Origin of the sequence: Streptomyces eurythermus (assembly GCF_014649115.1) — a bacterium.
GTDB lineage: Bacteria > Actinomycetota > Actinomycetes > Streptomycetales > Streptomycetaceae > Streptomyces > Streptomyces eurythermus.
On record NZ_BMSK01000013.1, the window covers coordinates 41,681 to 64,175 of the forward strand.

Annotated in this window: 24 protein-coding genes; 8 read left to right on the plus strand and 16 right to left on the minus strand. The window is 71.3% G+C overall.

Annotated features, from left to right (window positions below):
- Positions 1-5: 5 nt before the first annotated feature.
- On the minus strand, positions 6-827 hold the full coding sequence (locus IE251_RS24405) for a lipase family protein (RefSeq protein WP_189755141.1): 822 nt from the start codon (positions 825-827) through the stop codon (positions 6-8).
- A gap of 58 nt (positions 828-885) precedes the next feature.
- A complete protein-coding gene (locus IE251_RS24410; RefSeq protein ID WP_189755142.1) occupies positions 886-2,082 on the minus strand; it encodes an FAD-dependent monooxygenase in 1,197 nt (398 codons plus the stop codon).
- Positions 2,083-2,412: 330 nt separating this feature from the next.
- Between IE251_RS24410 and melC1 the strand changes: the two genes are divergently transcribed.
- Complete coding sequence (melC1, locus tag IE251_RS24415) at positions 2,413-2,793, plus strand: apotyrosinase chaperone MelC1 (RefSeq protein ID WP_189755143.1); 381 nt, start codon at positions 2,413-2,415, stop codon at positions 2,791-2,793.
- A gap of 34 nt (positions 2,794-2,827) precedes the next feature.
- A complete protein-coding gene (gene melC2, locus IE251_RS24420) occupies positions 2,828-3,649 on the plus strand; it encodes a tyrosinase MelC2 (protein WP_189755144.1) in 822 nt (273 codons plus the stop codon).
- Here melC2 and IE251_RS24425 read toward each other — a convergent pair whose 3' ends face one another.
- From IE251_RS24425 to IE251_RS24440, 4 genes are all read right to left on the minus strand, one after another.
- Positions 3,650-4,363, minus strand: coding sequence for a ribonuclease H family protein (locus IE251_RS24425; RefSeq protein ID WP_189755354.1), 714 nt, complete (start codon positions 4,361-4,363; stop codon positions 3,650-3,652).
- Between the two features lie 34 nt (positions 4,364-4,397).
- A complete protein-coding gene (locus IE251_RS24430; RefSeq protein WP_189755145.1) occupies positions 4,398-5,192 on the minus strand; it encodes a VOC family protein in 795 nt (264 codons plus the stop codon).
- Between the two features lie 104 nt (positions 5,193-5,296).
- Positions 5,297-5,779: a VOC family protein gene (locus tag IE251_RS24435; RefSeq protein ID WP_189755146.1), complete on the minus strand. Its 483-nt coding sequence runs from the start codon at positions 5,777-5,779 to the stop codon at positions 5,297-5,299.
- A 178-nt stretch (positions 5,780-5,957) separates the two neighbouring features.
- Positions 5,958-6,350: a helix-turn-helix domain-containing protein gene (locus IE251_RS24440; protein WP_189755147.1), complete on the minus strand. Its 393-nt coding sequence runs from the start codon at positions 6,348-6,350 to the stop codon at positions 5,958-5,960.
- A 292-nt stretch (positions 6,351-6,642) separates the two neighbouring features.
- Here IE251_RS24440 and IE251_RS24445 point away from each other — a divergent pair, with 292 nt between their 5' ends.
- Positions 6,643-7,533, plus strand: a complete 891-nt coding sequence (locus tag IE251_RS24445) for an RNA polymerase sigma factor SigF (protein WP_189755355.1) — start codon at positions 6,643-6,645, stop codon at positions 7,531-7,533.
- Between the two features lie 97 nt (positions 7,534-7,630).
- On the opposite strand, the gene IE251_RS24450 is transcribed toward IE251_RS24445, so the two are convergent.
- From IE251_RS24450 to mgrA, 3 genes are all read right to left on the minus strand, one after another.
- A complete protein-coding gene (locus IE251_RS24450) occupies positions 7,631-8,083 on the minus strand; it encodes an ATP-binding protein (protein WP_189755148.1) in 453 nt (150 codons plus the stop codon).
- A 159-nt stretch (positions 8,084-8,242) separates the two neighbouring features.
- Positions 8,243-8,653, minus strand: coding sequence for a hypothetical protein (locus IE251_RS24455; protein WP_189755149.1), 411 nt, complete (start codon positions 8,651-8,653; stop codon positions 8,243-8,245).
- Between the two features lie 372 nt (positions 8,654-9,025).
- Positions 9,026-10,018: an L-glyceraldehyde 3-phosphate reductase gene (gene mgrA / locus IE251_RS24460; protein WP_189755150.1), complete on the minus strand. Its 993-nt coding sequence runs from the start codon at positions 10,016-10,018 to the stop codon at positions 9,026-9,028.
- 112 nt (positions 10,019-10,130) lie between these two features.
- Between mgrA and IE251_RS24465 the strand changes: the two genes are divergently transcribed.
- On the plus strand, positions 10,131-11,012 hold the full coding sequence (locus IE251_RS24465; RefSeq protein WP_189755151.1) for a LysR family transcriptional regulator: 882 nt from the start codon (positions 10,131-10,133) through the stop codon (positions 11,010-11,012).
- Positions 11,013-11,070: 58 nt separating this feature from the next.
- A complete protein-coding gene (locus tag IE251_RS24470) occupies positions 11,071-11,586 on the plus strand; it encodes a mycothiol transferase (protein ID WP_189755152.1) in 516 nt (171 codons plus the stop codon).
- Here the strand turns inward: IE251_RS24470 and IE251_RS24475 are convergent.
- A complete protein-coding gene (locus tag IE251_RS24475; RefSeq protein ID WP_189755153.1) occupies positions 11,568-12,638 on the minus strand; it encodes an adenosine deaminase in 1,071 nt (356 codons plus the stop codon). The genes IE251_RS24470 and IE251_RS24475 overlap by 19 nt on opposite strands.
- Before the next feature lie 37 nt (positions 12,639-12,675).
- Positions 12,676-13,071: a VOC family protein gene (locus tag IE251_RS24480; protein ID WP_189755154.1), complete on the minus strand. Its 396-nt coding sequence runs from the start codon at positions 13,069-13,071 to the stop codon at positions 12,676-12,678.
- A gap of 492 nt (positions 13,072-13,563) precedes the next feature.
- On the opposite strand from IE251_RS24480, the gene IE251_RS42325 reads away from it, so the two are divergent.
- Together IE251_RS42325 and IE251_RS24490 are read left to right on the plus strand one after the other, a co-directional pair.
- Entirely contained in the window at positions 13,564-16,455 is a 2,892-nt protein-coding gene (locus IE251_RS42325) for an eCIS core domain-containing protein (RefSeq protein ID WP_200692160.1), read from the plus strand.
- A gap of 332 nt (positions 16,456-16,787) precedes the next feature.
- Positions 16,788-17,246, plus strand: coding sequence for a pyridoxamine 5'-phosphate oxidase family protein (locus IE251_RS24490; protein WP_189755155.1), 459 nt, complete (start codon positions 16,788-16,790; stop codon positions 17,244-17,246).
- 150 nt (positions 17,247-17,396) lie between these two features.
- Here IE251_RS24490 and IE251_RS24495 read toward each other — a convergent pair whose 3' ends face one another.
- From IE251_RS24495 to IE251_RS24505, 3 genes are all read right to left on the minus strand, one after another.
- A complete protein-coding gene (locus IE251_RS24495) occupies positions 17,397-17,930 on the minus strand; it encodes a hypothetical protein (RefSeq protein WP_189755156.1) in 534 nt (177 codons plus the stop codon).
- Positions 17,931-18,062: 132 nt separating this feature from the next.
- Complete coding sequence (locus IE251_RS24500) at positions 18,063-18,887, minus strand: S1 family peptidase (RefSeq protein ID WP_229896911.1); 825 nt, start codon at positions 18,885-18,887, stop codon at positions 18,063-18,065.
- A gap of 308 nt (positions 18,888-19,195) precedes the next feature.
- Positions 19,196-19,420 carry a helix-turn-helix domain-containing protein gene (locus IE251_RS24505; RefSeq protein ID WP_189755158.1) on the minus strand — a complete coding sequence of 75 codons (225 nt, stop codon included), beginning with the start codon at positions 19,418-19,420 and terminating at the stop codon, positions 19,196-19,198.
- A 200-nt stretch (positions 19,421-19,620) separates the two neighbouring features.
- Between IE251_RS24505 and IE251_RS24510 the strand changes: the two genes are divergently transcribed.
- Positions 19,621-20,424, plus strand: a complete 804-nt coding sequence (locus IE251_RS24510; RefSeq protein ID WP_189755159.1) for an endonuclease I family protein — start codon at positions 19,621-19,623, stop codon at positions 20,422-20,424.
- A 213-nt stretch (positions 20,425-20,637) separates the two neighbouring features.
- On the opposite strand, the gene IE251_RS24515 is transcribed toward IE251_RS24510, so the two are convergent.
- Both IE251_RS24515 and IE251_RS24520 read right to left on the minus strand, forming a co-directional pair.
- Positions 20,638-21,543, minus strand: a complete 906-nt coding sequence (locus tag IE251_RS24515; protein WP_189755160.1) for an aldo/keto reductase — start codon at positions 21,541-21,543, stop codon at positions 20,638-20,640.
- 33 nt (positions 21,544-21,576) lie between these two features.
- Positions 21,577-22,242 carry a chitinase gene (locus IE251_RS24520; RefSeq protein WP_229896929.1) on the minus strand — a complete coding sequence of 222 codons (666 nt, stop codon included), beginning with the start codon at positions 22,240-22,242 and terminating at the stop codon, positions 21,577-21,579.
- Positions 22,243-22,495 lie beyond the last annotated feature (253 nt).

Sequence of the window (22,495 nt, forward strand, 5' to 3'; positions counted from 1 at the left end):
GCGGCTCAGGCCAGGTTGTGTTCCAGGGCGGCGAGGTAGTGGCGCATGAGGTGGTCGCGGACACCGTCGGCGGCGGGTGCGAAGGGGTCCGCGGTCAGGTCCCGGGCCCGGTCGCCCAGCGCCGACAGCAGCGGCATGGTCTCGTGCAGCCTGCCCTTGGAGTCGAAGTAGCGCAGCGCCCTGACGTGGGTGTAGACCGGCTCCGGCGGGAGCTGCGGAACGATGTCGTTGTTGTTGACGAAGCGGTACATCCGGCCGCCGAAGCCCTGGTGGAAGGCCTCCGCCAGCAGCCGGTCGCAGGTGCGGGGCTGGCCGTAGGTGTAGACGCCGTCGGCGGCCAGGTACGGCTCCTCCAGGTACAGCCGCGCGCCGGCCAGCATCGCGAGGGCGCCGCCGAGGCTGTGTCCGGTGAAGTAGACGGCCTGCCCATCGGTGCGCAGCTCGGCGAGCGCGTCGTGGACGGCCGGGTGGACGGAGTCCAGGGCCTGGGCGAAGCCGTGGTGGACGTAGCCGGTGCCGCCGGGGCCGGGCAGCGGCGGGGTGGTGGCGTCGGAGAGCCAGTCCTTGATCTGCGTGGGTTCGGTGCCGCGGAAGGCGGTGATGATCATCCGGTCGCTCGCCATCGTGTACGCCTGGGTGTCCTGGAGCGGGAACGGCGGGGTGAAGCGGGTGTGGTGGTGGCGGACCTCCTCGAAGCCCCACCGGGCGGCCTGTTCCTCGATGGCGGCCTCGTCCTTGTAGGCCAGCTCGGCGGCGCGGGCCAGCCAGTAGGCGCGCTGGAGGCTGTAGCCGGTCGAGGTGTGGTCGAACCGGGCGGGTACGGCCATGGTGGCTCCTTGTCGGTGTGCGCGGGCTCCGCGTGGGGAGGGGGCCGTGGGGAGGCGGTCAGCGGGGGCGCTCGGTGCGGGCCTGCAGGGCGCGGGCGGCGCGGGGGCCGAGCCAGCGCTTGAACCTGCGCAGCGGCTCCAGCCGTCCGGCCGCCTTGTCCAGCCCGTAGTACAGCTGCGGCGGGACGTACGGCAGCAGGGGTGAGTGGCGCTGGCCGAGCAGGGCGAACATCCGGTGCGGGGGCAGGTGGATGTAGCGGGGCAGGTCCTCGTACCAGCGGGCGCTGTGGCGGGCGGCGCTCTGCGCGGACAGCAGCGCGGTCCGGCGCCGGCGCTCGTAGACGGCGAGGGCCTCGGGCAGGGGGTGCGCGCGCAGGGCGTCGGCCAGGCACATGGCGTCCTCCAGGGCGAGGGTGGTGCCGGCGCCGATGGAGTAGTGGGTGGTGTGGGCGGCGTCGCCGAGCAGGACCACGTTGCCGTCGTGCCAGGTGCGGTTGGTGAGGGTGCGGAAGGTCGTCCAGGAGGCGCCGGGGCGGGCGACGAGGGGGTGGCCGTCCAGGACGCGGGCGAAGAGCTTCTCCAGCAGGGGGAGGCCCTCGCCGGGGCCGGTGCGGTCCAGCCCGAGTCCGGTGAGGGTCTTCGGGGAGCACTCGACGACGCAGGTGCTGTGGTCGCCGCTGTAGCCGTAGCCGTAGGCCCAGATCCAGCCGTGCGCGGTCTCGGTGAAGGCGAAGGTGAAGGCGTCGAAGACCTTGGTGGTGCCGAGCCAGAGGTAGGGGTTGCGGCCCGGGGTGACGTGGGTGCCGAAGTGCTCGGCGCGGCGGGTGCGCAGGGCGCTGTGGACGCCGTCGGCCGCGACGACGAGGTCGGCGTCGGCGGGCGGCCGGGTCTGCGTGCTCCCGTACTCCAGGCGGACGCCGAGGGCGCGGGCCCGGGCGGCGAGCAGCCCGAGCAGCCGGTGCCGTCCGATGCCGAAGCCCTCGTCGCCGTGGTGCCGGGTGGTCAGGTCGCCGACGTGGGCGACGCCGTCCGTCCACCGGACGGAGTGTGCCTCGACGGCGTGGGCGGTCTCGGGGTCGTAGGCGCGGAGCCGGTCGAGCAGGCCGCGCCAGTACGTCACGCCCCAGCCGTAGGTGGAGCCCTCGGGGTCGCGTTCGTGGACGGTGATGTCGTGGGCCGGGTCCTGCCGCTTGAGCAGGAGGGCGAGGCAGAGGCCGGCGGGCCCGCCTCCGACGCAGACGACCTTCACACGCACACCCCTGTCAGTGACCGCTCGCATCCGAACGGCACCGGAGAGTAGCAGGGTGGCGTCACATGATCGCGTCAGTCTGGAGTGGTGAGCCGCGCCACTCGGCGGGACCGCCGCCGGAAAGGATCAAGGAAAACCGGGGCGCTCCAGCAAGGAATTCCCCGTTCCGGTGCGGATCGGAGCACTGCCCCAGCAAGATCATCTTTGTTGAACTCTGTATGACATGTGGTTAATTGTCCGGATCGCAGCCAACCGGTTCCGGCGGATTTCTTCCGCTCCGGGTGCTGTCGATAGGCATGCGTCGTCACCAAATCTTCACTCTTCCGGAGGACACGCATGCCCGAGATCACCCGGCGCCGCGCGCTCACCGCGGCAGCCGCCGTCGCCGCGACCGCCTCGGCGGCCGTCACCTTCGCCGCCCCCGCCGCGTCGGCCGCCGGCCACCACGAGCCCGCCGCGCCCGAGTCCTTCGACGAGGTCTACAAGGGCCGCCGGATACAGGGCCGTCCGGCGGCCGGCGGCGCACACCACCACGAACACGGCGGCGGATACGAGGTGTTCATCGACGGCGTGCGGCTGCACGTGATGCGCAACGCCGACGGCAGCTGGATCAGCGTCGTCAGCCACTACGACCCGGTGCCCACCCCGCGCGCCGCCGCCCGTGCCGCGGTGGACGAGCTGCAGGGCGCCCCGCTGCTGCCGTTCCCCGCCAACTGACCACCCCAGCAAGGACTTCGGAGCACCGCGCACCATGACCGTACGCAAGAACCAGGCCACCCTGACCGCCGACGAGAAGCGCAGGTTCGTCGCCGCCGTCCTCGAACTCAAGCGCAGCGGGCGCTACGACGAGTTCGTCCGCACGCACAACGAGTTCATCATGTCGGACACCGACAGCGGGGAGCGGACGGGCCACCGCTCCCCCTCGTTCCTGCCCTGGCACCGCAGATTCCTGCTCGACTTCGAGCAGGCGCTGCAGTCCGTCGACTCCTCCGTCACACTGCCGTACTGGGACTGGAGCACCGACCGCACCGTGCGGGCCTCGCTGTGGGCGCCGGACTTCCTCGGCGGCACCGGGCGCAGCACCGACGGCCGGGTGATGGACGGGCCGTTCGCCGCGTCCACGGGCAACTGGCCGATCAACGTGCGCGTCGACAGCCGGACGTTCCTGCGCCGCTCGCTCGGCACCAGCGTGGCCGAACTGCCCACGCGCGCCGAGGTGGAGTCGGTGCTGACGATATCGTCCTACGACCTGCCGCCGTACAACAGCGCCTCGGAGGGCTTCCGCAACCACCTGGAGGGCTGGCGCGGGGTCAATCTGCACAACAGGGTCCATGTGTGGGTCGGCGGGCAGATGGCCACCGGGGTCTCCCCCAACGACCCGGTGTTCTGGCTGCACCACGCCTACGTCGACAAGCTGTGGGCCGAGTGGCAGCGGCGGCACCCGGACTCCGCGTATGTGCCGACGGGCGGCACGCCGGACGTGGTGGACCTGAACGAGACCATGAAGCCGTGGAACACCGTGCGCCCGGCGGATCTGCTGGACCACACCGCGTACTACACGTTCGACGCCTGATCAGGCCTCGGCGGTACGGCACTCCGGGTGGCCCCAGCCCTGCGCGTTCTTGGCGATCTTCTCGCCGGCCGCGTAGGACCGGCCGCACAGGCAGCGGCCGGGGAACTTGGCCTTGATGGTCCGGGAGGACGACGAGGACGAGGACGCGCCGGCGCCGGCGCGGCGGGGTGCCTTCCGGCGCGGCGCCCCGGCCGCCGCCGGGGTGTCGGGCGACGGCGGGGGCTCCGGGGAGCCCAGTTCGCTGCCGGCGGACTCCTGGACGGACGCCGCCTGGCTGGCCGCGCGGTCGGCGAAGTCGTTCAGCGGGTCGCCGTCGACCTGGTGGGCGGGCACGTAGCGGAACTCGACGGACCGGCCGCCGAGGAGTTCGTCGATGCGGACCACCAGGTCCTGGTTGGCGACGGGCTTGCCGGCGGCGGTCTTCCAGCCGTTGCGCTTCCAGCCGGGCAGCCAGGTGGTGACGGCCTTCATCGCGTACTGGGAGTCCATCCGGATCTCCAGCGGCACATCCGGGTCGACGGCCGTGAGCAGCCGCTCCAGCGCCGTCAGTTCCGCGACGTTGTTGGTGGCCCGGCCGAGCGGGCCCGCCGCCCAGCGGGCGGGGGTCCGCTCGTCGCCGTCCGAGACCACCCACGCCCATCCGGCCGGTCCGGGGTTTCCCTTCGAAGCCCCGTCGCACGCGGCCACCACACGTTCACGCATGCGCTCGATGATGCCATGGCCGCGGGCGGGGCCGTGCCGGGGCCGGTCAGACGTCCCTGATCGCGGGCATCTGTCCCTCGGTGGTGGTGATGTCGATCACCGAGAAGTCGGCGCCCTGCGGGTCGCTGAGCGCCGCGAACCGTCCGAAGGGGCTGCTCATCGGCCCGAAGCGGAGGATGCCGCCGAGTTCGACGGCACGCGCGACGGCCGCGTCGCAGTCGTCGACGGCGAAGTAGACGTTGATGTACGAGGGCACCTCGGGCGGGAAGTCCTCGGTCATCCGCATCCGGCCGAGGACGGTGTCCTCGCCGATGTCGAACATCCGGTAGTCCACCGCGTCGTCCTCGATCTCCTTCATCCGGTAGGGGAAGACGGAGGCGAGGAAGGCGTCCGCCTGCTCCGGCTCCCTGGTGAAGACCTCGGCCCAGCAGTAGGCGCCGGGCGTGGCCGTCGCCTCGAAGCCCTCGTGGGCGCCGGCCTGCCACACGCCGAACACGGCGCCGCTGGGCTCACGAGCCAGGCACATCGTGCCGAAGTCGCCGACCCGCATCGGTTCCAGCAGCACCTCGCCGCCGGCCTCCCGGATCCTGCGGGCGGTGGCCGCGGCGTCCGGCGAGGCGAAGTACAGGCACCACTGCGACTGGCCCTCCTGGCCGGGCATGGGCGGGACGACGGCGGCCACGGCCTTGCCGTCGGCGTAGGCCTGGGTGTAGTTGCCGTACTCCGACGAGGACTCGCCGAAGGTCCAGCCGAGGACATCGCCGTAGAACCGCTTGGCTCCCTCGACGTCGCTGAACATCGCGTCGGCCCAACAGGGCGTTCCTTCGGGTTGTACGGCCATGCCGACGGCCCTCCTGGAGTGATGTGTCCCCGTTTGTTCACGCTAGCCATCGGGGGTCCGGCCCGCGCGCCGAGCCGGGACCCGTGACGGGCGCCGGGCGGCCGCTACTCCCCCGCGTACGCCCGTTCCAGCCCGGCCGCGTCCAGCTTGCCCATGCCCATCATGGCGCGCAGGGCGCGTCCGGCCCGCTCCGGGTCCGGGTCGGCGATCATGTCGGGCAGCGGGGCGTAGACGACCTGCCAGGACAGGCCGTACCGGTCCTTGCGCCAGCCGCAGGGGCCGCCCTCGCCGCCGCCCTCGGTCAGCTTCGTCCAGTAGTGGTCGATCTCCTGCTGGTCGGCGCAGAGGATCTGGAAGGAGACGGCCTCGTCGAACGTGAACTCGGGGCCGGCGTCGAGCGCGACGAACCTCTGGCCGTTGGCCGTGAACTCCACGGACAGCACGGAACCGGCCGGGCCGGGCCCGGACTCGGGCCACCGCACGACACGCTCGACGGCGGAGTTCTTGAACACGGACACGTAGAAGTGCGCGGCCTCCTCCGCCTTGCCGTCGAACCAGAGACAGGTGGTGAACGCGTCGGCGGTCATGAGCGCCTCCCGGGGCGTGGAACGGGACGGGGAACGTCGGGGAACACGGTCATGGAGGCAGACCGTGCCACGCCGCGGAACTCATCGGCCCGGCCACCGGTTCATTCGAACAGGTGAAAGATTCCGGCCACCGGGGCCCGGCCGGCCGGGCAGGGCCCCGGTACGCCCGGTGCCGGGCTCAGGCGGCGAGGCAGAGACCGCGGTACGAGCCGGGCCGCGGGGCCGCCGCCCGGTGGTGGCCGGCCGTACGGCGGGACAGCTCGCCGTGCGCCCGCGCCAGCAGGTCGCCGAGGCTCAGGCCGAGGGCGTGCGCGGCGGCCGCGAGGACCTCGGACGACGCCTCCTTGCGGCCCCGCTCGATCTCCGACAGATACGGCAGTGAGATCCGGGCCGCGTCGGCCACCTCCTTCAGGGTGCGTTCCTGCTCCCGCCGCTCGCTGCGCAGCACCTCGCCGACCAGATCACGCCACAGGGGCTCCCTGGGGGCGGGCTCGGTCCGAGGCGCCCGAGGGCGGGCCGGGGCCGGTCGCAGGGGGATCACTCGGGCTTCGTCGCTCACCGGGTTGCTCATCCCGTCAGCCTAGGAGTGATGCCGTCCGGGGCAAGGACCGGAGTTGCGCCCTGAGGGAAATCCCGGGCCGGACCACGCCCGACCGGCTGTTTCGCGCCACTGCGGCGCGGCGGGGGCATGCGATGCGTCACCATGGGTACCCGCGCCGTGAGCGGCTCCGCGAGCAGGCATGACCCGCCGCGCAGCGGGTACTCGCTGGAGACGCTGCCTGCACACTGGAGCCGGCCCCACCGGGTGCCGGCCCGGAGGCCGTACAGGGAGACGTCGAACCGTGACTTTCGTGGGAGAGGCAATGAACACCGCCGCCGGGATCCGGTCGGAAGCCGAGGTCGTCGAGCAGACCGAGCAGGACAGAACGGCCGAGGGGTCACTGCCTGGCATCACGGACCCGGCGTCCGTCGCGCCGCGCGACGCTCGGGAGCTGTCCCGCCAGTTCTTCCGCCGTCTGGCGGAGCTGGAAGAGGGAACGCACGAGTACCAATACGCGCGCAACACACTCATCGAGATGAACATGTCGCTCGTGCGGTTCGCGGCCGGACGGTTCCGGGGCCGTGGCGACGACATGGAGGACATCGTCCAGACCGGCGTGATCGGCCTGATCAAGGCCATCGACCGGTTCGAGCTGTCGCGCGAGGTGGAGTTCACGTCGTTCGCGCTGCCGTACATCGTCGGCGAGATCAAGCGGTTCTTCCGGGACACCACCTGGGCCGTCCATGTGCCGCGCCGGCTCCAGGAGCTGCGGGTGGAGCTGGCCAAGGCGCGCGAGGAGCTGTCCAGCCGGCTGGACCGGGACCCGACGGTCGCGGAGCTGGCCACGCTGATGAACCTGCCCGAGAAGGAGGTGGTCGAGGCCCAGCTGGCCTCGAACGGCTACAACTCCGCCTCCCTGGACGCCGCGCTCACCGGTGACGGCCCCGAGGACGGCGAGGCGGTGCTCGCCGACTTCATCGGCGTGGAGGAGGAGGGGCTGCGGCTCGTCGAGGACTTCCACGCGCTGGCCCCGCTGATGGCGGAGCTGAGCGAACGCGACCGGCAGATCATCCATCTGCGGTTCGTGGAGGAGGCCACCCAGGCCGAGATCGGGGAGCGGCTGGGGTGCTCCCAGATGCACGTCTCCCGGCTGATCAAGCGGATCATCACCCGGCTGCGCCAGGGGATGCTCGGCGAACTGGGCTGCGCCTGACGTCCGGGGACCGAGTCAGGGTCCCGGCCGGATCAGGTGCGGCCGGGACCGACGGGCCACGTAGTGACACCGGCCCGCTCACACGGGTCACACGGGCTCAGCGGCTCAAAGGAAAGACGGCCCGTACCCGCTTGCCCACGGGAACGCGTTCCACGGTGACCTCGGTGGCCAGCGCGTGCACGATCTCCAGTCCGTGCCGCCCGACGCGCTCGGGGTTCTTCGGGAAACGGCGGGGCAGAGCCGTGCTGCTGTCGTACACGGACACCACGACCGAGCTGTCCGTGCCCTCCAGCTCCAGGATGTAGGGGCCGTTGCTGTGCTGGTCGGCGTTGGTGACCAGTTCGCTCACCACCAGCAGCAGCTCGCCGCCGGCCCGGTCGTCGACGTCGGCGCACCACTCGGTCCGCAGCTGCTCGAGGAACCGGTCGGCGAAGGCGCGTGCCTCGGCGATGCAGCCGGGTGCGCCGGTGTAGTGTGCCGCGCGCCGCAGCGGCTCCACGGGTACGTCGAAGCCAGTCGGTATCACTTCCCCGCCCAGGTGCTCGGTCATGCTGTTCTCTCTCGAAAAGGGCCCGGTGCGGCCGGTCGCCGTCGCTCCAGTCCTGGTACCCCGTGCCCGGCCCCGCAGTCCCTCCGGCGCGTTCGCCGACCGCGCACAGGGGCACCGCTCACGGCGGGGCCCTCGACGGGGCACCCGGCGACCCGGAGGTCAGGCGACGGGGACGATCAGCGCCGGTATGGTCCGCTGCATGCGCACCGCGTCGACGGACTCCGCGAGCAGTTCGTACTCGGTGGTGTCGTCGCCGGTCGCGATCCGCACCAGCCGGCCCGCGGCCAGCTCGTCGGCGACCAGTTCCTGCCGGTCCGGGTCGCCGCACCACGCGCGCAGGACGGCCGGTACGTCGGGCACGGTGTCCGCGACGGGGACCAGCGCGCCGGGCGGGAAGTACGCGGCCTCCGGGCGGGGGTCGAGCCGGTCGGCGATCCAGCTCGCCCGGTCGCGCAGCCACCACAGGGCGAGCGCGAGCGTGGGGGCCCGGTAGGTGCCGAGCGGTACCCCGATGCGCTGTCCGCCGCAGGTGCCGTACGCGGTGACATGGCACAGGAACTCGTCGTGCATGCGCACTCCCCCGTCGCGTCGTCCGCCTGCGGGCCGGCCTCGCTTTCGCTGCGGCTCGTGTGCGGTGCGTGATCGGGGCCTCGCTGGAAGTGAAGCCCGCACAGTCGAGTATGTTCACTGCTGAACCACTGTCACCATGTTTTCCGGCCAGTCTCCCGGTATATTCCGCACCCGCTCTGACCGGAATCCAGCGGTGCGGCAGCGTCGTGGTCCGGTGTGCTGCCCGCGGCCTGAGAGGGCCGGCGTACACGGCGAGCCCGGCCGCCGGGGCGGGCGGCCGGGCTCGTACGGTTCGGTGGGGCGGGCGTCCCGGTCCGTGCGGTGCCGCCGGGGCGGGCGGCCGGACTCGTGCGGTGCCGGTGGGTCAGGCCGTCAGGGCTTGACGATGGCGTCGATCCGCGCCAGCTCCTCGGGGTCGAACTCCAGGTTCCGGACGGCCGCGACGCTGTCCTCGACCTGGCGGGCGCTGCTCGCGCCGACCAGCGCGGACGTCACCCGGCCGCCGCGCAGCACCCACGCCAGCGCCAGCTGGGCCAGCGTCTGGCCGCGGGACTTGGCCAGCTCGTCCAGCGCGCGCAGCCGGGCGACCAGGTCCTCGGTCACCGCGTCCGAGTTCAGGAACGGGCTGTCGCTCGCGGCCCGGGAGTCCTCGGGGATGCCGTCGAGGTAGCGGCCGGTGAGCAAGCCCTGCTCCAACGGGGAGTAGACGATGGAGCCGACCTGGAGTTCGTCCAGGGCGTCGAGCAGGCCCTCGTCCTCGGGGCGCCGGTCGAGCATCGAGTAGCGCGGCTGGTGGATGAGGAGCGGGGTGCCGAGGCCGGCGAGGATGCGGGCGGCCTCGCGGGTCTGCTCGGCGGAGTAGTTGGAGACGCCGACGTAGAGGGCCTTGCCCTGCTGCACCGCCGAGTGCAGGGCGCCCATCGTCTCCTCCAGCGGAGTGTCCGGGTCGGGGCGGTGCGAGTAGAAGATGTCGACGTAGTCCAGGCCCATCCGCTTCAGGCTCTGGTCGAGCGAGCCGAGCAGGTACTTGCGCGAGCCCCACTCGCCGTACGGGCCGGGCCACATCAGGTAGCCGGCCTTGGTGGAGATCACCAGCTCGTCGCGGTAGCGGGCGAAGTCGTCCTTCAGGGCCGCGCCGAAGGCGGACTCGGCGGCGCCGGGCGGCGGGCCGTAGTTGTTCGCCAGGTCGAAGTGCGTGATGCCGAGGTCGAAGGCGCGGCGCAGGATGGCCCGCTGGGTCTCCACCGGCCGGTCGGGGCCGAAGTTGTGCCACAGGCCGAGGGACAGGGCGGGGAGCTTCAGGCCGCTGCGTCCGGTGCGCCGGTAGGGCATGTCGGCGTAGCGGTCGGGGTGTGCGGTGTACAACGCGACTCCATGAGGGGTGGGCACAGGATCTACCGGTTCCACTGTTGCCCGGGCGGTGGGCAGCGGTCCAACAGAAGAATCCGATGAGATTCAGCGGCTAGGCTGCTCAATCATGGAACTGCGCCATCTCCAGCACTTCGTGGCGGTCGCCGAGGACAGGCATTTCACCCGGGCCGCCGAACGCCTGATGGTGTCCCAGTCGGGCCTGTCGGCGTCCATCCGGGCGCTGGAGCGGGAGTTGCGGGCGCCGCTGTTCGTGCGGACCACGCGCCGGGTGACGCTGACGGAGGCGGGGCGGGCCCTGCTGGTGGAGGCCGAGCGGATCCTGGCCCAGGTACGGGCGGCGCACGACGCGGTGGCGGCGGTGCAGGGGGTGCTGCGCGGCACGCTCGCCCTCGGCACCGAGCAGTGCATCGCCGGGGTGCGGGTGGCCGAGCTGCTGGCGGCCTTCCGGGGCCGGCACCCCGATGTGGAGATCCGGCTGCGGCAGGCCGGTTCGGGCGAGCTGGCGGAGGAGGTCGCGGCCGGGCGGCTGGACCTGGCCTTCGCCTATCGCACCCGGGCCGACAGCGACCAGCTGCGCTCGGTGTCGCTGGCCGACGAGCCGATGACGGTGCTGTGCCATCCCGACCACCGGCTCGCCGCCGCGCCGGCCGTGCTCGGCCCGGGCGACCTCACCGGTGAGGTGTTCGTGGACTTCCACCCGGACTGGGGTCCGCGCCGCACCACCGACGCCGCGTTCGCCGCGGCCGGGGTCCGGCGCACGGTCGCGCTGGAGGTCAACGACGTGCACAGTCTGCTGGACCTGGTGGACGAGAACCTGGGGATCGCGGTCGTGCCCCGGCACTTCCGGCACAAGCGGCCGGCGCTCACGGCGCTGCCGCTGAAGGGCACGGGCGAGACGCGGTACGAGACGGTGGCCCTGTTGCCGCCGGAGCGGGCCACGAGCCCGGCCGCCCGGGCACTGGTCACCCTGCTCGAGACGGGAACCTGACGCACCGGCCACCGCGTTCCGGGCGCGGGAGCGGCGCCGGTTTGCGATGGTGGTCGGTATGCATGCCAAGGACATCCTCATCGACGGCTACGGCCGTATCCGGGAAGAAGTCCACGCCGTACTCGACGGCCTCGGTCCCGACGAGCTGCACCACCGCCCGGCCCCCGACGCCAACACCATCGCCTGGCTGGTCTGGCACCTCACCCGGGTGCAGGACGATCACATCGCCGACGCCTTCGACCTCGACCAGGTGTGGCTCGCCCAGGACTGGCAGAAGCGGTTCGGGCTCGGCCTGCCCCGGCACGACACGGGCTACGGGCACACCCCGGCCCAGGTCGCGAAGGTGCGGGTGGAGTCGGCCGGCCTGCTCACCGGGTACTACGACGCCGTCCACGAGCAGACCCTCGGAGTGCTGCGCACCCTGGCCGCCAAGGACCTGGAACGCATCGTGGACGAGCGCTGGGATCCCCCGGTCAGCCTGGGCGTGCGCCTGGTGAGCGTCCTGTCCGACGATCTCCAGCACGTCGGACAGGCCGCCTATCTCAGGGGGCTGGTTCAGAGCGCGGCGGCGTAACCCGGCAGGACCACGTCCTCGATCAGGGCCGTGCGCTCGTCGAACGGGACGAACGCGCTCTTGAGGGCGTTCACGGTGACCGTGCGCAGGTCCTCCACCGTCCAGCCGGCCTGCTCCACCAGCAGGGACATCTCACGGGTCATCGTCGTCCCCGACACCAGACGGTTGTCGGTGTTCAGGGTGACCCGGAAGCCCAGGTCCTTCAGGGCGGTGATGGGGTGCTCGGCGATGGAGGTGGCGCAGCCGGTCTGGAGGTTGGAGGTGGGGCACATCTCCAGGGCGATCCGGCGGTCGCGCACCCAGGAGGCGAGCCGGCCGAGCTTGCCGTCCACGATGTCCTCGGTCAGGCGCACTCCGTGGCCGATGCGCTGGGCGCCGCACACCTGGAGCGCCTGGTGGATGCTGGGCAGGCCGTACGCCTCGCCGGCGTGGATGGTGAAGGGCATGCTCTCGGAGCGCAGGTACGCGAAGGCGTCGAGGTGGTCGGCGGGCGGGAAGCCGTCCTCGGCGCCGGCGATGTCGAAGCCGACGACACCGGCGTCCCGGTAGGCGACGGCCAGTCCGGCGGCCTCGCGGACCCGGTCGAACATGCGCATCCCGCACAGCAGGGTGCCGACCCGGACGGGGGTGCCGGCCGCCGCGGCCTTCGCCATGCCGGCGGCCAGGCCCTCCTGGACGGCCTCGACGACCTCGGGCAGGGTGAGACCGCCCTTGAGCATCAGCTCGGGGGCGTAGCGGACCTCCGCGTAGACGACTCCGTCGGCGGCGAGGTCGAGGACGTACTCCTCGGCGGTGCGCAGCAGGCCCTCGCGGGTCTGCATGACGGCGAGGGTGTGCTCGAAGGTGGCGATGTAGCGGACCAGGTCGCCGGAGTTGGCGGCCTCGACGTACCAGGCGGCCAGCTCGTCGGGGTCGGTGGTGGGCAGGGTGTGGCCGACCGCGGCGGCGAGTTCCACCACGGTGGCGGGGCGCAGGCCGCCGTCGAGGTGGTCGTGCAGGACGGCCTTGGGAAGCCGGCGGAGGGTCTCGGTGTCGATGCGGGACGCGGTCATGGGCGTGTCGTTTCCTCGGCTGGTGCTGTGGGTCGGGTCAGTGGGCGGCGGGCTGGAGCAGGTCCCAGCGGTTGCCGTACAGGTCCTGGAAGACGGCGACCGTGCCGTACGGCTCGTGGCGCGGCTCCTCCAGGAAGGTCACGCCGGCGGCGGTCATCCGGGCGTGGTCGCGGGCGAAGTCGTCGGTGTGCAGGAAGAAGCCCACGCGTCCGCCGGTCTGGTCGCCGACCCGGACGCTCTGGCCGGCGTCCTTGGCGCGGGCCAGCAGCAGCCCGGTGCCGGGCCCCTCACCGCCGGGCTCGACGACGACCCAGCGCGAGCCGTCGGGCCGCGGGCTGTCCTCGGCGAGGCGGAAACCCAGGGCCTCGGTGTAGTAGCGGATCGCCTCGTCGTAGTCGTGGACGACGAGGGTGACCAGGGCGACGCGGCGCATGGCTACCTTCCGGCGGGGAGTGGTTAGCCGGTGAGGTTATACGTAAAACTAGGTGGACGCCAGTCCGATTTCTACGCGCGTCACTCCGGGGCGGTCGCCGCCCCGTACCCCACCGCCCGCATCCGCCTGGTGCCCCGGCCCGCCGAGGCGCTCGACGGGCCCGCCCCGCCGTACGCGAGCCCGGCGCGCCGCCTGGATCGCGCTGCTACGGTCGCGGGCCCCCGGCGCCGGGCCGGCCACATCCGCCGCCGCGCACGCGCCTCCGATCGCCGCCAGGCTCGTCATCACCACCGGCAAGAAGAACGGGCCGGCACGCTTCATCCGCGGCTGTGACGCGGACGAAGCGTGCCGCGGGATCACGATGACGCCGCCAAGGCGGCGCCGTTGCCCCCACTCTGCCCTCAGGTGCCTGGCGCGACCGCCCGCGCCTCGGATATCCAGAGGGGAGTCGTTCGCCTGCGAAGTCGTTCGCCTGTGAAAGGGAGAGGCCGCATGCGCTCCGAAGCCCAGGCCGGGCCGGCACGGGAACACAAGGGCAGGGAACCGGACCGTCCTCCCCGGACGGCGAGCCGGCCGCCGCTCCCAGGCCTCCTCACGTTGCAGAGCAGCGTCGGCAACGCGGCAGTCGTTCAGATGCTCCTCCAGGCCGGACACCCAGGAGTCCAGGAAGAGCACCGGCATGACGCCGACCGCGACCACCGGCGGACAGCGCACCCGGTACAGCGCTCCACCGTCCACGACGTCCTGCGCACTCCGGGCCGTCCCCTCGACGACGACACACGCGAGGACATGGAAACCCGGCTCGGCACGGACTTCTCGGATGTCCGCATCCACACGGACGCGGCCGCGCGAGCCTCGGCGGCGGAGGTAGGCGCCCGCGCCTACACCTCCGGCAGCCATGTCGTCATCGGCGACGGCGGCGCCGACAAGCACACCCTCGCACACGAGCTGACGCACGTGATACAGCAGCGCCGGGGCCGTGTGGCAGGGACCGACAACGGTGCGGGCCTGAAGGTCTCCGACCCGTCCGACCGCTTCGAACGCGAGGCGGAAGCCACCGCCTCGCGGGCACTGCGTGGACCGGCGCCGGGCGGACAGCGGCCGTCGGGGCCCGGGGCGAGCACGGTCGCCACCACCCAGCCGTTTTCCGTGCAGCGGGTGAAGTACGACTCGGCCGACGATGCCTTGGGGACCGAGCAGCCGGCCCACGCTTCAGGAGAGCAGTCCACCATCGCCGGGACGCCGGGCGAGAACCAGGCGCAGGCGCCCGGCCAGGCCCGGTCGAGCTCGGGCGCCGGGAACCTGCGGACCTACGCTCCCGAGGACTTCCGGTTCGTCACCGAGCTCAAGGGCGGATCCAGCAGTCCGTGGCACGTCCGGGTGGACGGGGTCGACAAGGTCTTCAAATTCAGCCAGCCACGGGGCCGGACGCCGCGGACGCCCGCCGGGGTTCCGGGACCGATCACGGTGCCGGAGCCCGACGACGCCGCCGAGAGCTCGGCCGCAGGAGCCAAGCAGGCCAAGAAGAGCAACTCCCTGCCGGCCGAGGAGATCATGCTGGCCGAGATGCTGACCGGCAAGATCTACCAGGCGGCCGGGGCCAAGGTGCTCCCGGCCGAGTTCGCCTGGGTGGCGACCGGCGACGAGACGGCGGCGGAGTGGACCCTGGCCCAGGTCACCGACTTCCGGACGGTGGATGAGGACCGGCCGGACGCGGCGAAGATCGCCTCCATGGCGGACTTCCTGCCGTTCGTCGGCCTGGACGTGGTGCTTGCCATCTTCGACCTGCGCAAACCGCCCAACTGGATGAAGATCGGCGCCGACCTGTACCGCCAGGACCTGGGCGGAGCCATGTACGTCAGCGCCCAGGGCGCACCCAAGAAGCCGGGTGACTTCATGGAATCCACGGACGTCACCCAGACGATCGACAGCATGTCCACCGGGCCGCACAGCAGCGGCTCGCCCTATGCCGGCGTGCCGCCGGAGAGGTTCGCCGAGTCCCTCGTCGACCTGGACAAGCGGCTGCCCCCGGCGACGATCGAGCGGCTGGTGAACGCGAGCGGCCTGCCCGAGGCCAAGCGCTCGGGGCTCATCGCGGCCCTCAACGGCCGGATCAGCTCGGGCGTCCAGTGGGCCCGCGGCTACGCGGAGCCGGTGGCCATGTTCGGCCGGCCGGTGAGTCACGGCCTGGAACCGGACCCCGAACCGGCGACGGAGTCCGACTGGCCGAACACTCTGGCCTATGACGCGCTGGAGTACCGGGACATCCACCGGCTCGTCGGCGAACAGCGCGCCCGGATCGCGAGCGTGGTCACCGGCCTGGGGAAGAAGTTGTCCGATGCCGCCGAAGGTTCCCACCTGGCCACGACGTTGCAGCAGCTGAAAGATCTGATCGACGCCAAAAGGCAGCCGATGGGGTCGGACCGGGAACTGGCCCGCACCGCGCGCAGGCTGTACGGCCAGATCATGGGCTGGCCGATGGAGGTCGCCCCCGAGCCGCTGCGGACCCTCGCCCGAGTACTGCCCGGATTCGCCGGCCTCGTCAGCGCCGAGGAGAAGGCCCTGGCCAGGATGACCGACTTCGAGCGGTCGCAGCAGCGTTCCGACGACCCGTATGCCGCACCGCCGTCGGTCGGCCCGGAAGAGCTGCTGAACCCGGACCAGTACACGGCCGAGATGGCCAGGAAGCTGCACGACGATCTCCAGCGCCTGCGGGGCAGACATCTCGTCCGCCGGGTGAGTCGGGCGGAGGAGGCCAACTACCGGATCGCGGCGAAGGAACAGGACGTCGGCAAGGCGGTCGAGGCCCTGTTCGACACCAAGGGCCACGAACGCGGTGAGATCGTCTTCTCCGTGGAGGACGCGTTCATCCTTTCCCGGGAGAGCGCCTGGGCCAAGGCGGTCGAGATCGAGGTCGAGCGGAGATTCGCCGGTGAACCCCCGGTGCGGGAGGTGCCCGACCTGGGTCCCGGGTACGCGCGCGTGGTCGAGATCCCGATCACTCCCGAGCTGTTGGGTTTCCTGGAGAACTACGCGTACTTCAGCACCCCCGTGACGGCCAAGCCCAACGCGTTCATGCCCAACCCCAACGTCAAGTACGAGGGCGCGGCGGGCGGGACCGGCGACGCCGGGGGCATCCCCAACGTCGTGGTGAAGAAGCAGGGCTTCGGCCAGTTCCTGGCCGCCACCCGGGCGATCACGTTCATCGACGCCGCCACGAGCGCGACGATGAAGAGGCTGTGGGAGAAAGAAGTGACGAAAGGCGTGGACCGCCTCCGAGAGCACGCGCGACTGCGGGCGAAGAACGCGGAGAAGGCGCCCGCCAAGGCCAACAACGGCCTCGAACTCGACGACGACGACTTCTTCGCCGGCCTGCCATTCTGACGGTCCCCGGCCGGACGACGTCCGGCCGGGGCTCACACCCCTCGCTCGGCCCGGATCTCACCGCGCTCGACGCCGCGCACCGCGCCACTTGTCACTTCGCCCTAGCTTGCGGAGAACAGGGCCTTCACCTGCGGCTGTGACGCGCATGGGCTTCGTGGGGCAGTCCGCAAGGCCGTCCACGCGTCGTGGTCAGCGGGGTGCCGTCCCCCGCCGGGACAGGTGGACCACGGCGTCGGGGACGTGCGGGGCCGTGGACCTACGCCCGGAGTCGGAGGTGCGCACGGACCCGGGCCTCAGGCGCCGGTGGGCGGGGCCCGGTAGCGTCACCGGGCATGACGATCGACGAACGGGTCCGCACCCCGGCCCGGCGCAAGAGCGACCTGCTGGCACGGCTGGAGCGGGAGACCGACATCTGGGTGGCGACGGCGGACGCGCACGGTGTGCCGTGTCTCGTACCGCTGTGGTTCGTCTGGCACGAGGAGTCGTTCTGGCTGTGCACACGCGGCACCAACCCCACCGGCCGCAATCTGCGCGACGGCGGCCGCACCCGGCTCGCCCTCGGTCACACCCGGGACGTCGTGCTGGTCGACGGTGAGGTACGGGCCTTCGGCGCCGGGGAGGTGCCGGAGGCGGCGGCTCACGCGTTCACGGCGAAGACGGGCTGGGATCCGCGCACGGACAGCCCGGCGTACGAGTTCTTCCAGGTGCGGCCGGTCGCGGTGCAGGCGTGGCACGAGGAACGCGAGCTGCGCGGCCGGCATCTGATGCGGGAGGGCGCCTGGATCGTGTGAATCCGGCCGCCGGCGCGCGGACGTCACAGCCTTTCGGAAACGGCCGACAGGGCCTCGCACGGCAGCACCAGCCGGTGGTGGAAATCGCCGGCGGCCGGCCGGGAACGGGCGAGACAGAGCGGCAAGCGAGAGCCCGGACGGCCACCGGGATCAACTGCCTTGCGAGCCCTGCTCGGAAACCTTGAGGTCAAGTTCGCAGTCCAGTGTCTGCGTATACGCCCGGCCGCCCTGCTCATATGCGAAGCGGCACTCTCGAACTGTATCTTTCGGCGGTGCAGTGATCTCCATCTTGGCCAGGTAGAAAACGTTGCTTTCTTTTCCGGCCGCAACCTTTACAGGATGCTTGACATAATTCTTCAGTTTCGCGAATTCGGGCGTGTACGACTCGCCTTCTTTGGCGAGAAGCGGAAGGCCCTCGGTGTCGTTCAGATCATAGGCACCATACTCAAGAACCCTGATGCCGGAGGGGATGTGCTCGACCGCGACACCCTTGATCTCGATGGGCTTCGACGAGGTGTTGTACGGCACGGGGAGAGCGAAGTACCAGATCTCCCCCACCCGGGTGTGCTCGTTGCCCACGGTGCCGCTTGACTGAGCCCCGTCGGTCGCCAGCGCGTTTCCAGCAGCTGCCCGACCCCCCTCATGCGCCGGTGAGCATCCGGCCGGCGCGAGAACGGCGAGCACGATGAGCGCCCCAGTACGAGTAGAAGACGCCCGGCTTGCCGGAGACCCAGTCATTCTTTCCCCAGATGTCATGGTGCTCGATGCGGCTACGACCAGTGCGTACCGGCGCCACCACCGGGTCGGCATCCCGAATCAGCCGTTGTGGCCTATCACCTCATGGATCCAGCCCGTGTAGGCGGGCGCGCTGGTGTAGAGCCCCGGGCCCTCGCTGCAGCGCACGCCCGGGGCGCCGGGGCCCGAGGTGACACCGATGAGTTCCCAGCGCCCCTTGCGGCCCTGCCGGAGCTGGGGGCCGCCCGAGTCACCGTTGCACGCCATGGCCTCGGGCACCTGGCTGATCGTGCACAAGCGGGTGCTGTCCGCGTAGCCCGGAGCGCACTCGGAGACCGCACCCCTGCGCGTGTCGAGTTCCTGGAGTCGGTCGGGGAAGACCCACTTGGCGGGGTCGGGCGCGTCGTCGATGGTGCCGAAACCCAAGACCCGGGTCGGGGCGCCGGGCCGCCCCGGGTCGTCGGCGACGCGGAGGGGCTTCTCGGCGACCGGGCGGTCCAGGCGGATCAGAGCGACGTCGTCGCGGTTGGGGCCGACGCCCTCGCCGTTCCGGTAGCCCGGGTGGGACACCTTCTGCGCGACGGAGCGGACCGTGCCCCCGGAGTCCTTCCACTCACTGCCGATCCGGACGGTGCCGTCCAGGGTGACGAGCCTCGTGTCCACGCAGTGGGCAGCTGTGAGCACCCACTTCGAGTCGATCAACGATCCCCCGCAGACACCCTTGAAATCAGGGTCGTCCGCACCCGTCACCGGGATCGACACCATGAACGGGTAACGCTGCGTGGAATCCTTCCCGTTGACGATGGCTTCGGCGTTGCCGGTCATCACGGCGGCACACGCCGCTCCCGCCAGGACCACCGCGGCGGTGCGCGCCACCGTACGGCGCGAGGACTTCGAGCTGAACACTGATTCTCCGATCGGACGAACATGTGCGATGTGTCCAGCCTGCGCGATCAGCGGGAAGTGATCCATCCGGCCAGCGGGCCTGTGCGGGGTGGGGAGGGCCCCACCCCGGGATCCGGCGTTGGTCGCCTCACGAGGACGACGGGGTTGATCGGCGTGCAGTCGATCGCGGCGGACTCACCCGTCGCGCGGTACACGGCCGAGCAGTTCGTGCCGTTGTAGCCCAGGCATTCCTGGAAACCCGCCCCGCCGGTCTGGTTGTTGACGACCACACGCCATCCGGTGACGTTCGACAGGTTGTGGTAGCCGTGCTACCGGCCTGAGTGGGCGGCCGTGCCGAGGCGCCGCTGCGGTTGCTCCCCGCCCCGGCCGCGCAGGGAGACGTCCGTCTCGGTGAGGACGCGGTGGACGAATCCGTACGACCGGCCGTATGCCTCGGCGATGGCCCGTATGGACCTGCCGGCCTCGTACTGCTCCTTCATCTCCCGCGCGAGCTTCTCGCGCGCCGCACCCGTGATCTGTTCGCCCTTCCGCACGGCTCGTCTCCTTCCGTGACCGGCTCCGGTTGTGATCGTCGTCTACCCCGGAAAGGACGCGATGTTCCCGGCCGCCGCAATCTTCCGCGGTTGCCCACTCCCGTCATCCAACCGACATTCACCCGTCACCCATTTGACTGCATGTCCATGCCACTCTCCCGGATGCCGCCCCCGTTCAACCCGCGTAGATGGGACCCCACATGCCGGCGATACGCACCGCCCGCTGGAAGTCAGTGGCATTCGCCACGGCCGCCGTCCTGGTCGGCCTCACCTCCCCCGCCCTCACCGCGACCCCCGCCGCGGCCACCACGACGGCGTACGACTCGACGTACTACAAGAACGCCGTGGGCAAGACGGGCACCAGCCTCAAGTCCTCGCTGCACACCATCATCAGCAGCCAGACCAAGCTGTCCTACTCGGCGCTCTGGGAGGCGCTGAAGGTCACCGACCAGGACCCGGCCAACAGCAACAACGTCAAGCTGCTGTACTCGGGCATCTCCCGCAGCAAGACGCTCAACGGCGGTGACGTCGGCGACTGGAACCGCGAGCACGTGTGGGCCATCTCGCACGGCGACCTGACGACCTCCACCGGTCCGGGCACCGACCTGCACCACATCCGTCCGGAGGACGTCCAGGTCAACGGTGTCCGGGGCAACAAGGACTTCGACAACGGCGGCAGCGGCTTCACCAACTCCGGTGGCAGCCTCACCGATTCCAACTCCTTCGAGCCGCGCGACGCCGTCAAGGGCGACGTGGCGCGCATGATCTTCTACATGATCGTCCGCTACGAGGGCGGCGACGGCTGGGCCGACCTGGAGGGCAACGACAGCGTCAGCAACGGCAGCAACCCCTGCATGGGCCGGCTGTCGGTGCTCAAGCAGTGGAACGACGAGGACCCGCCGGACACCTTCGAGGAGCGCCGCAACCAGGTCATCTACGACACCTATCAGAAGAACCGGAACCCGTTCATCGACCACCCCGAGTGGGTCGAGGCGATCTGGTAGGACGGGCCGGTCACTCCCGGACAGATCCGTTCCGGCACGGCCGCCGCGGGCAGGGCACGCCGCTCCTCCTCGGTCAGGTCGGGGCGGGCCGGTGTCCACCCGACCCGGGCGGTACGGCCGGACGCCCACCCACCGGGCCGCCCGGCTCGCCCACCAGAGCCGGCCGGCCGGACCGCCTCGTCCCCGCGCCTTGTCCAGCCCTGCCCACGCCCGTCAGGTCGCCTGTCCGCGGACCTGGTCGAGGCTGGTCAGCTCGGCGGCGGTGAGCCGCAGCGCTCCGGCGGCGACGTTCTCGGTCAGGTGGCCGGGGTTGCCGGTGCCGGGGATGGCGAGTACGTGCGGGCCCTGGTGCAGCGTCCAGGCGATGCGGACCTGCGCGGGAGTCGCGTCGTGGGCACGGGCCACGGAGAGCACCGCGTCGTCGTGCACGGCCGTCGCACCGCGTTCTCCGGCCTCTCCGGCCACGGCGTAGAACGGGACGAAGGCGATGCCGTGCTCGCCGCACAGCCGCAGCAGCTCGTCGCCGACCGGGTCGGGCCGGTCCAGGGCGTACCGGTTCTGGACGGAGACCACCGGGGCGATCCGCAGCGCCTCGGTGAGGTGCCGGGGTTCCACGGCGGAGATCCCGAGGTGCCGGATCAGTCCCGCCGTGCGCAACTCGGCGAGGGCGCCGAAGTGTTCGGCGATGGAGTCCTGGCGCATCCGGCGCAGGTGGACGAGGTCGAGATGGTCCCGTCCGAGCTGGCGCAGGTTCTCCTCGACATGGCCGCGCAGCTCGTCGGGGCGGGCGGAGGTGCCCCACGCGCCGTGGTAGTCGCGGTAGGGGCCGACCTCGGTGGCGATGACGAGGTCGTCGGGGTACGGGGACAGCGCGGTGTTGACGAGTTCGTTGGCGGAACGCAGCGAGGAGAAGTAGAAGGCCGCCGTGTCGATGTGGTTCACCCCGAGTTCGACGGCCTTGCGCAGCACCGCCAGCGACCGTTCCCGGTCGCTCGGGGTGCCGTGGTGGAAGGCGGCGCTGCCCGTCAGCCGCATGGTGCCGAAGCCGATGCGGCGGACGGGCAGATCACCCAGCCCGAAGGTGCCGGAGGCGTCCGCGGTGATCGTTTCCGTGGTCATCGGCGGAGTCTCGCACACGGCGCCCGCGCCACGTCAGCAGTACAGGTTGGCTCCCGGCGCGACCCCGAGGATCTGGGCGAAGCGCTGGTAGGCGGAGACCCGGCTCTGCACCTGTGCGGGGTTCTTGCCGTCGCACTCCAGGGAGCCGTTGATGCTGCGGATGGTCTGGCCGAAGCCGGCGCCGTTCACCATGGCGTTGTGCGGGGTCATGGTGCCGGGCCCGGACTGTGTGTTCCAGTACCACAGGCCGGTCTTCCAGGCGACGGACGCGTTGTTCTGCACCAGGTTGGGGTTGTTGAGCAGGTCGATGCCGAGCGCGTCGCCGGCGGCCTTGTAGTTGAAGTTCCAGGACAGCTGGATGGGGCCGCGCCCGTAGTACGCCGCCTGGCCCGCCGGGCAGCCGTAGGGGCGGCTCTGGTCGCAGTAGTGCGGGTAGTTGGCGGTGTTCTGTTCGACGACGTACACCAGTCCGCCGGTCTCGTGGCTGACGTTGGCGAGGAAGGCGGCGGCCTCCTGCTTCCGCACGGTGTCGCTGCCGGTGTTCGCGAAGGCGGGGTAGGCGCCGAGCGCGGCGGTCAGACCGCTGTAGGTGTAGAAGGAATTCCGGTTCGGGAACATCTGGTTGAACTGCGACTCGCTCACCACGAAACCGGCGGCGGAGGCCGGGGACGCCTGGAACGCCAGGGCGGAGCCGCCGATCGCGAGCGAGGCCAGGAGCGCGGCGATGCGGTGTTTCGACACGGACCAACTCCTTTGTACGGCACGGCCGCGCCCGCCGGAGTCGGGAGCGGCCGTGGTGGGGGGTTGGGCACACTCAACCGCTTTGGTATGTACCAGTCAAGGGTTTAGACCAGTCGATCACGTACGACCGGGACGGTGAACTTCCGTCCGGCGCAGGCCAGTCGGGCCCGGCCGCACGCACGGCCGGGCCCGAGGGGCGTGCACGGCCAGG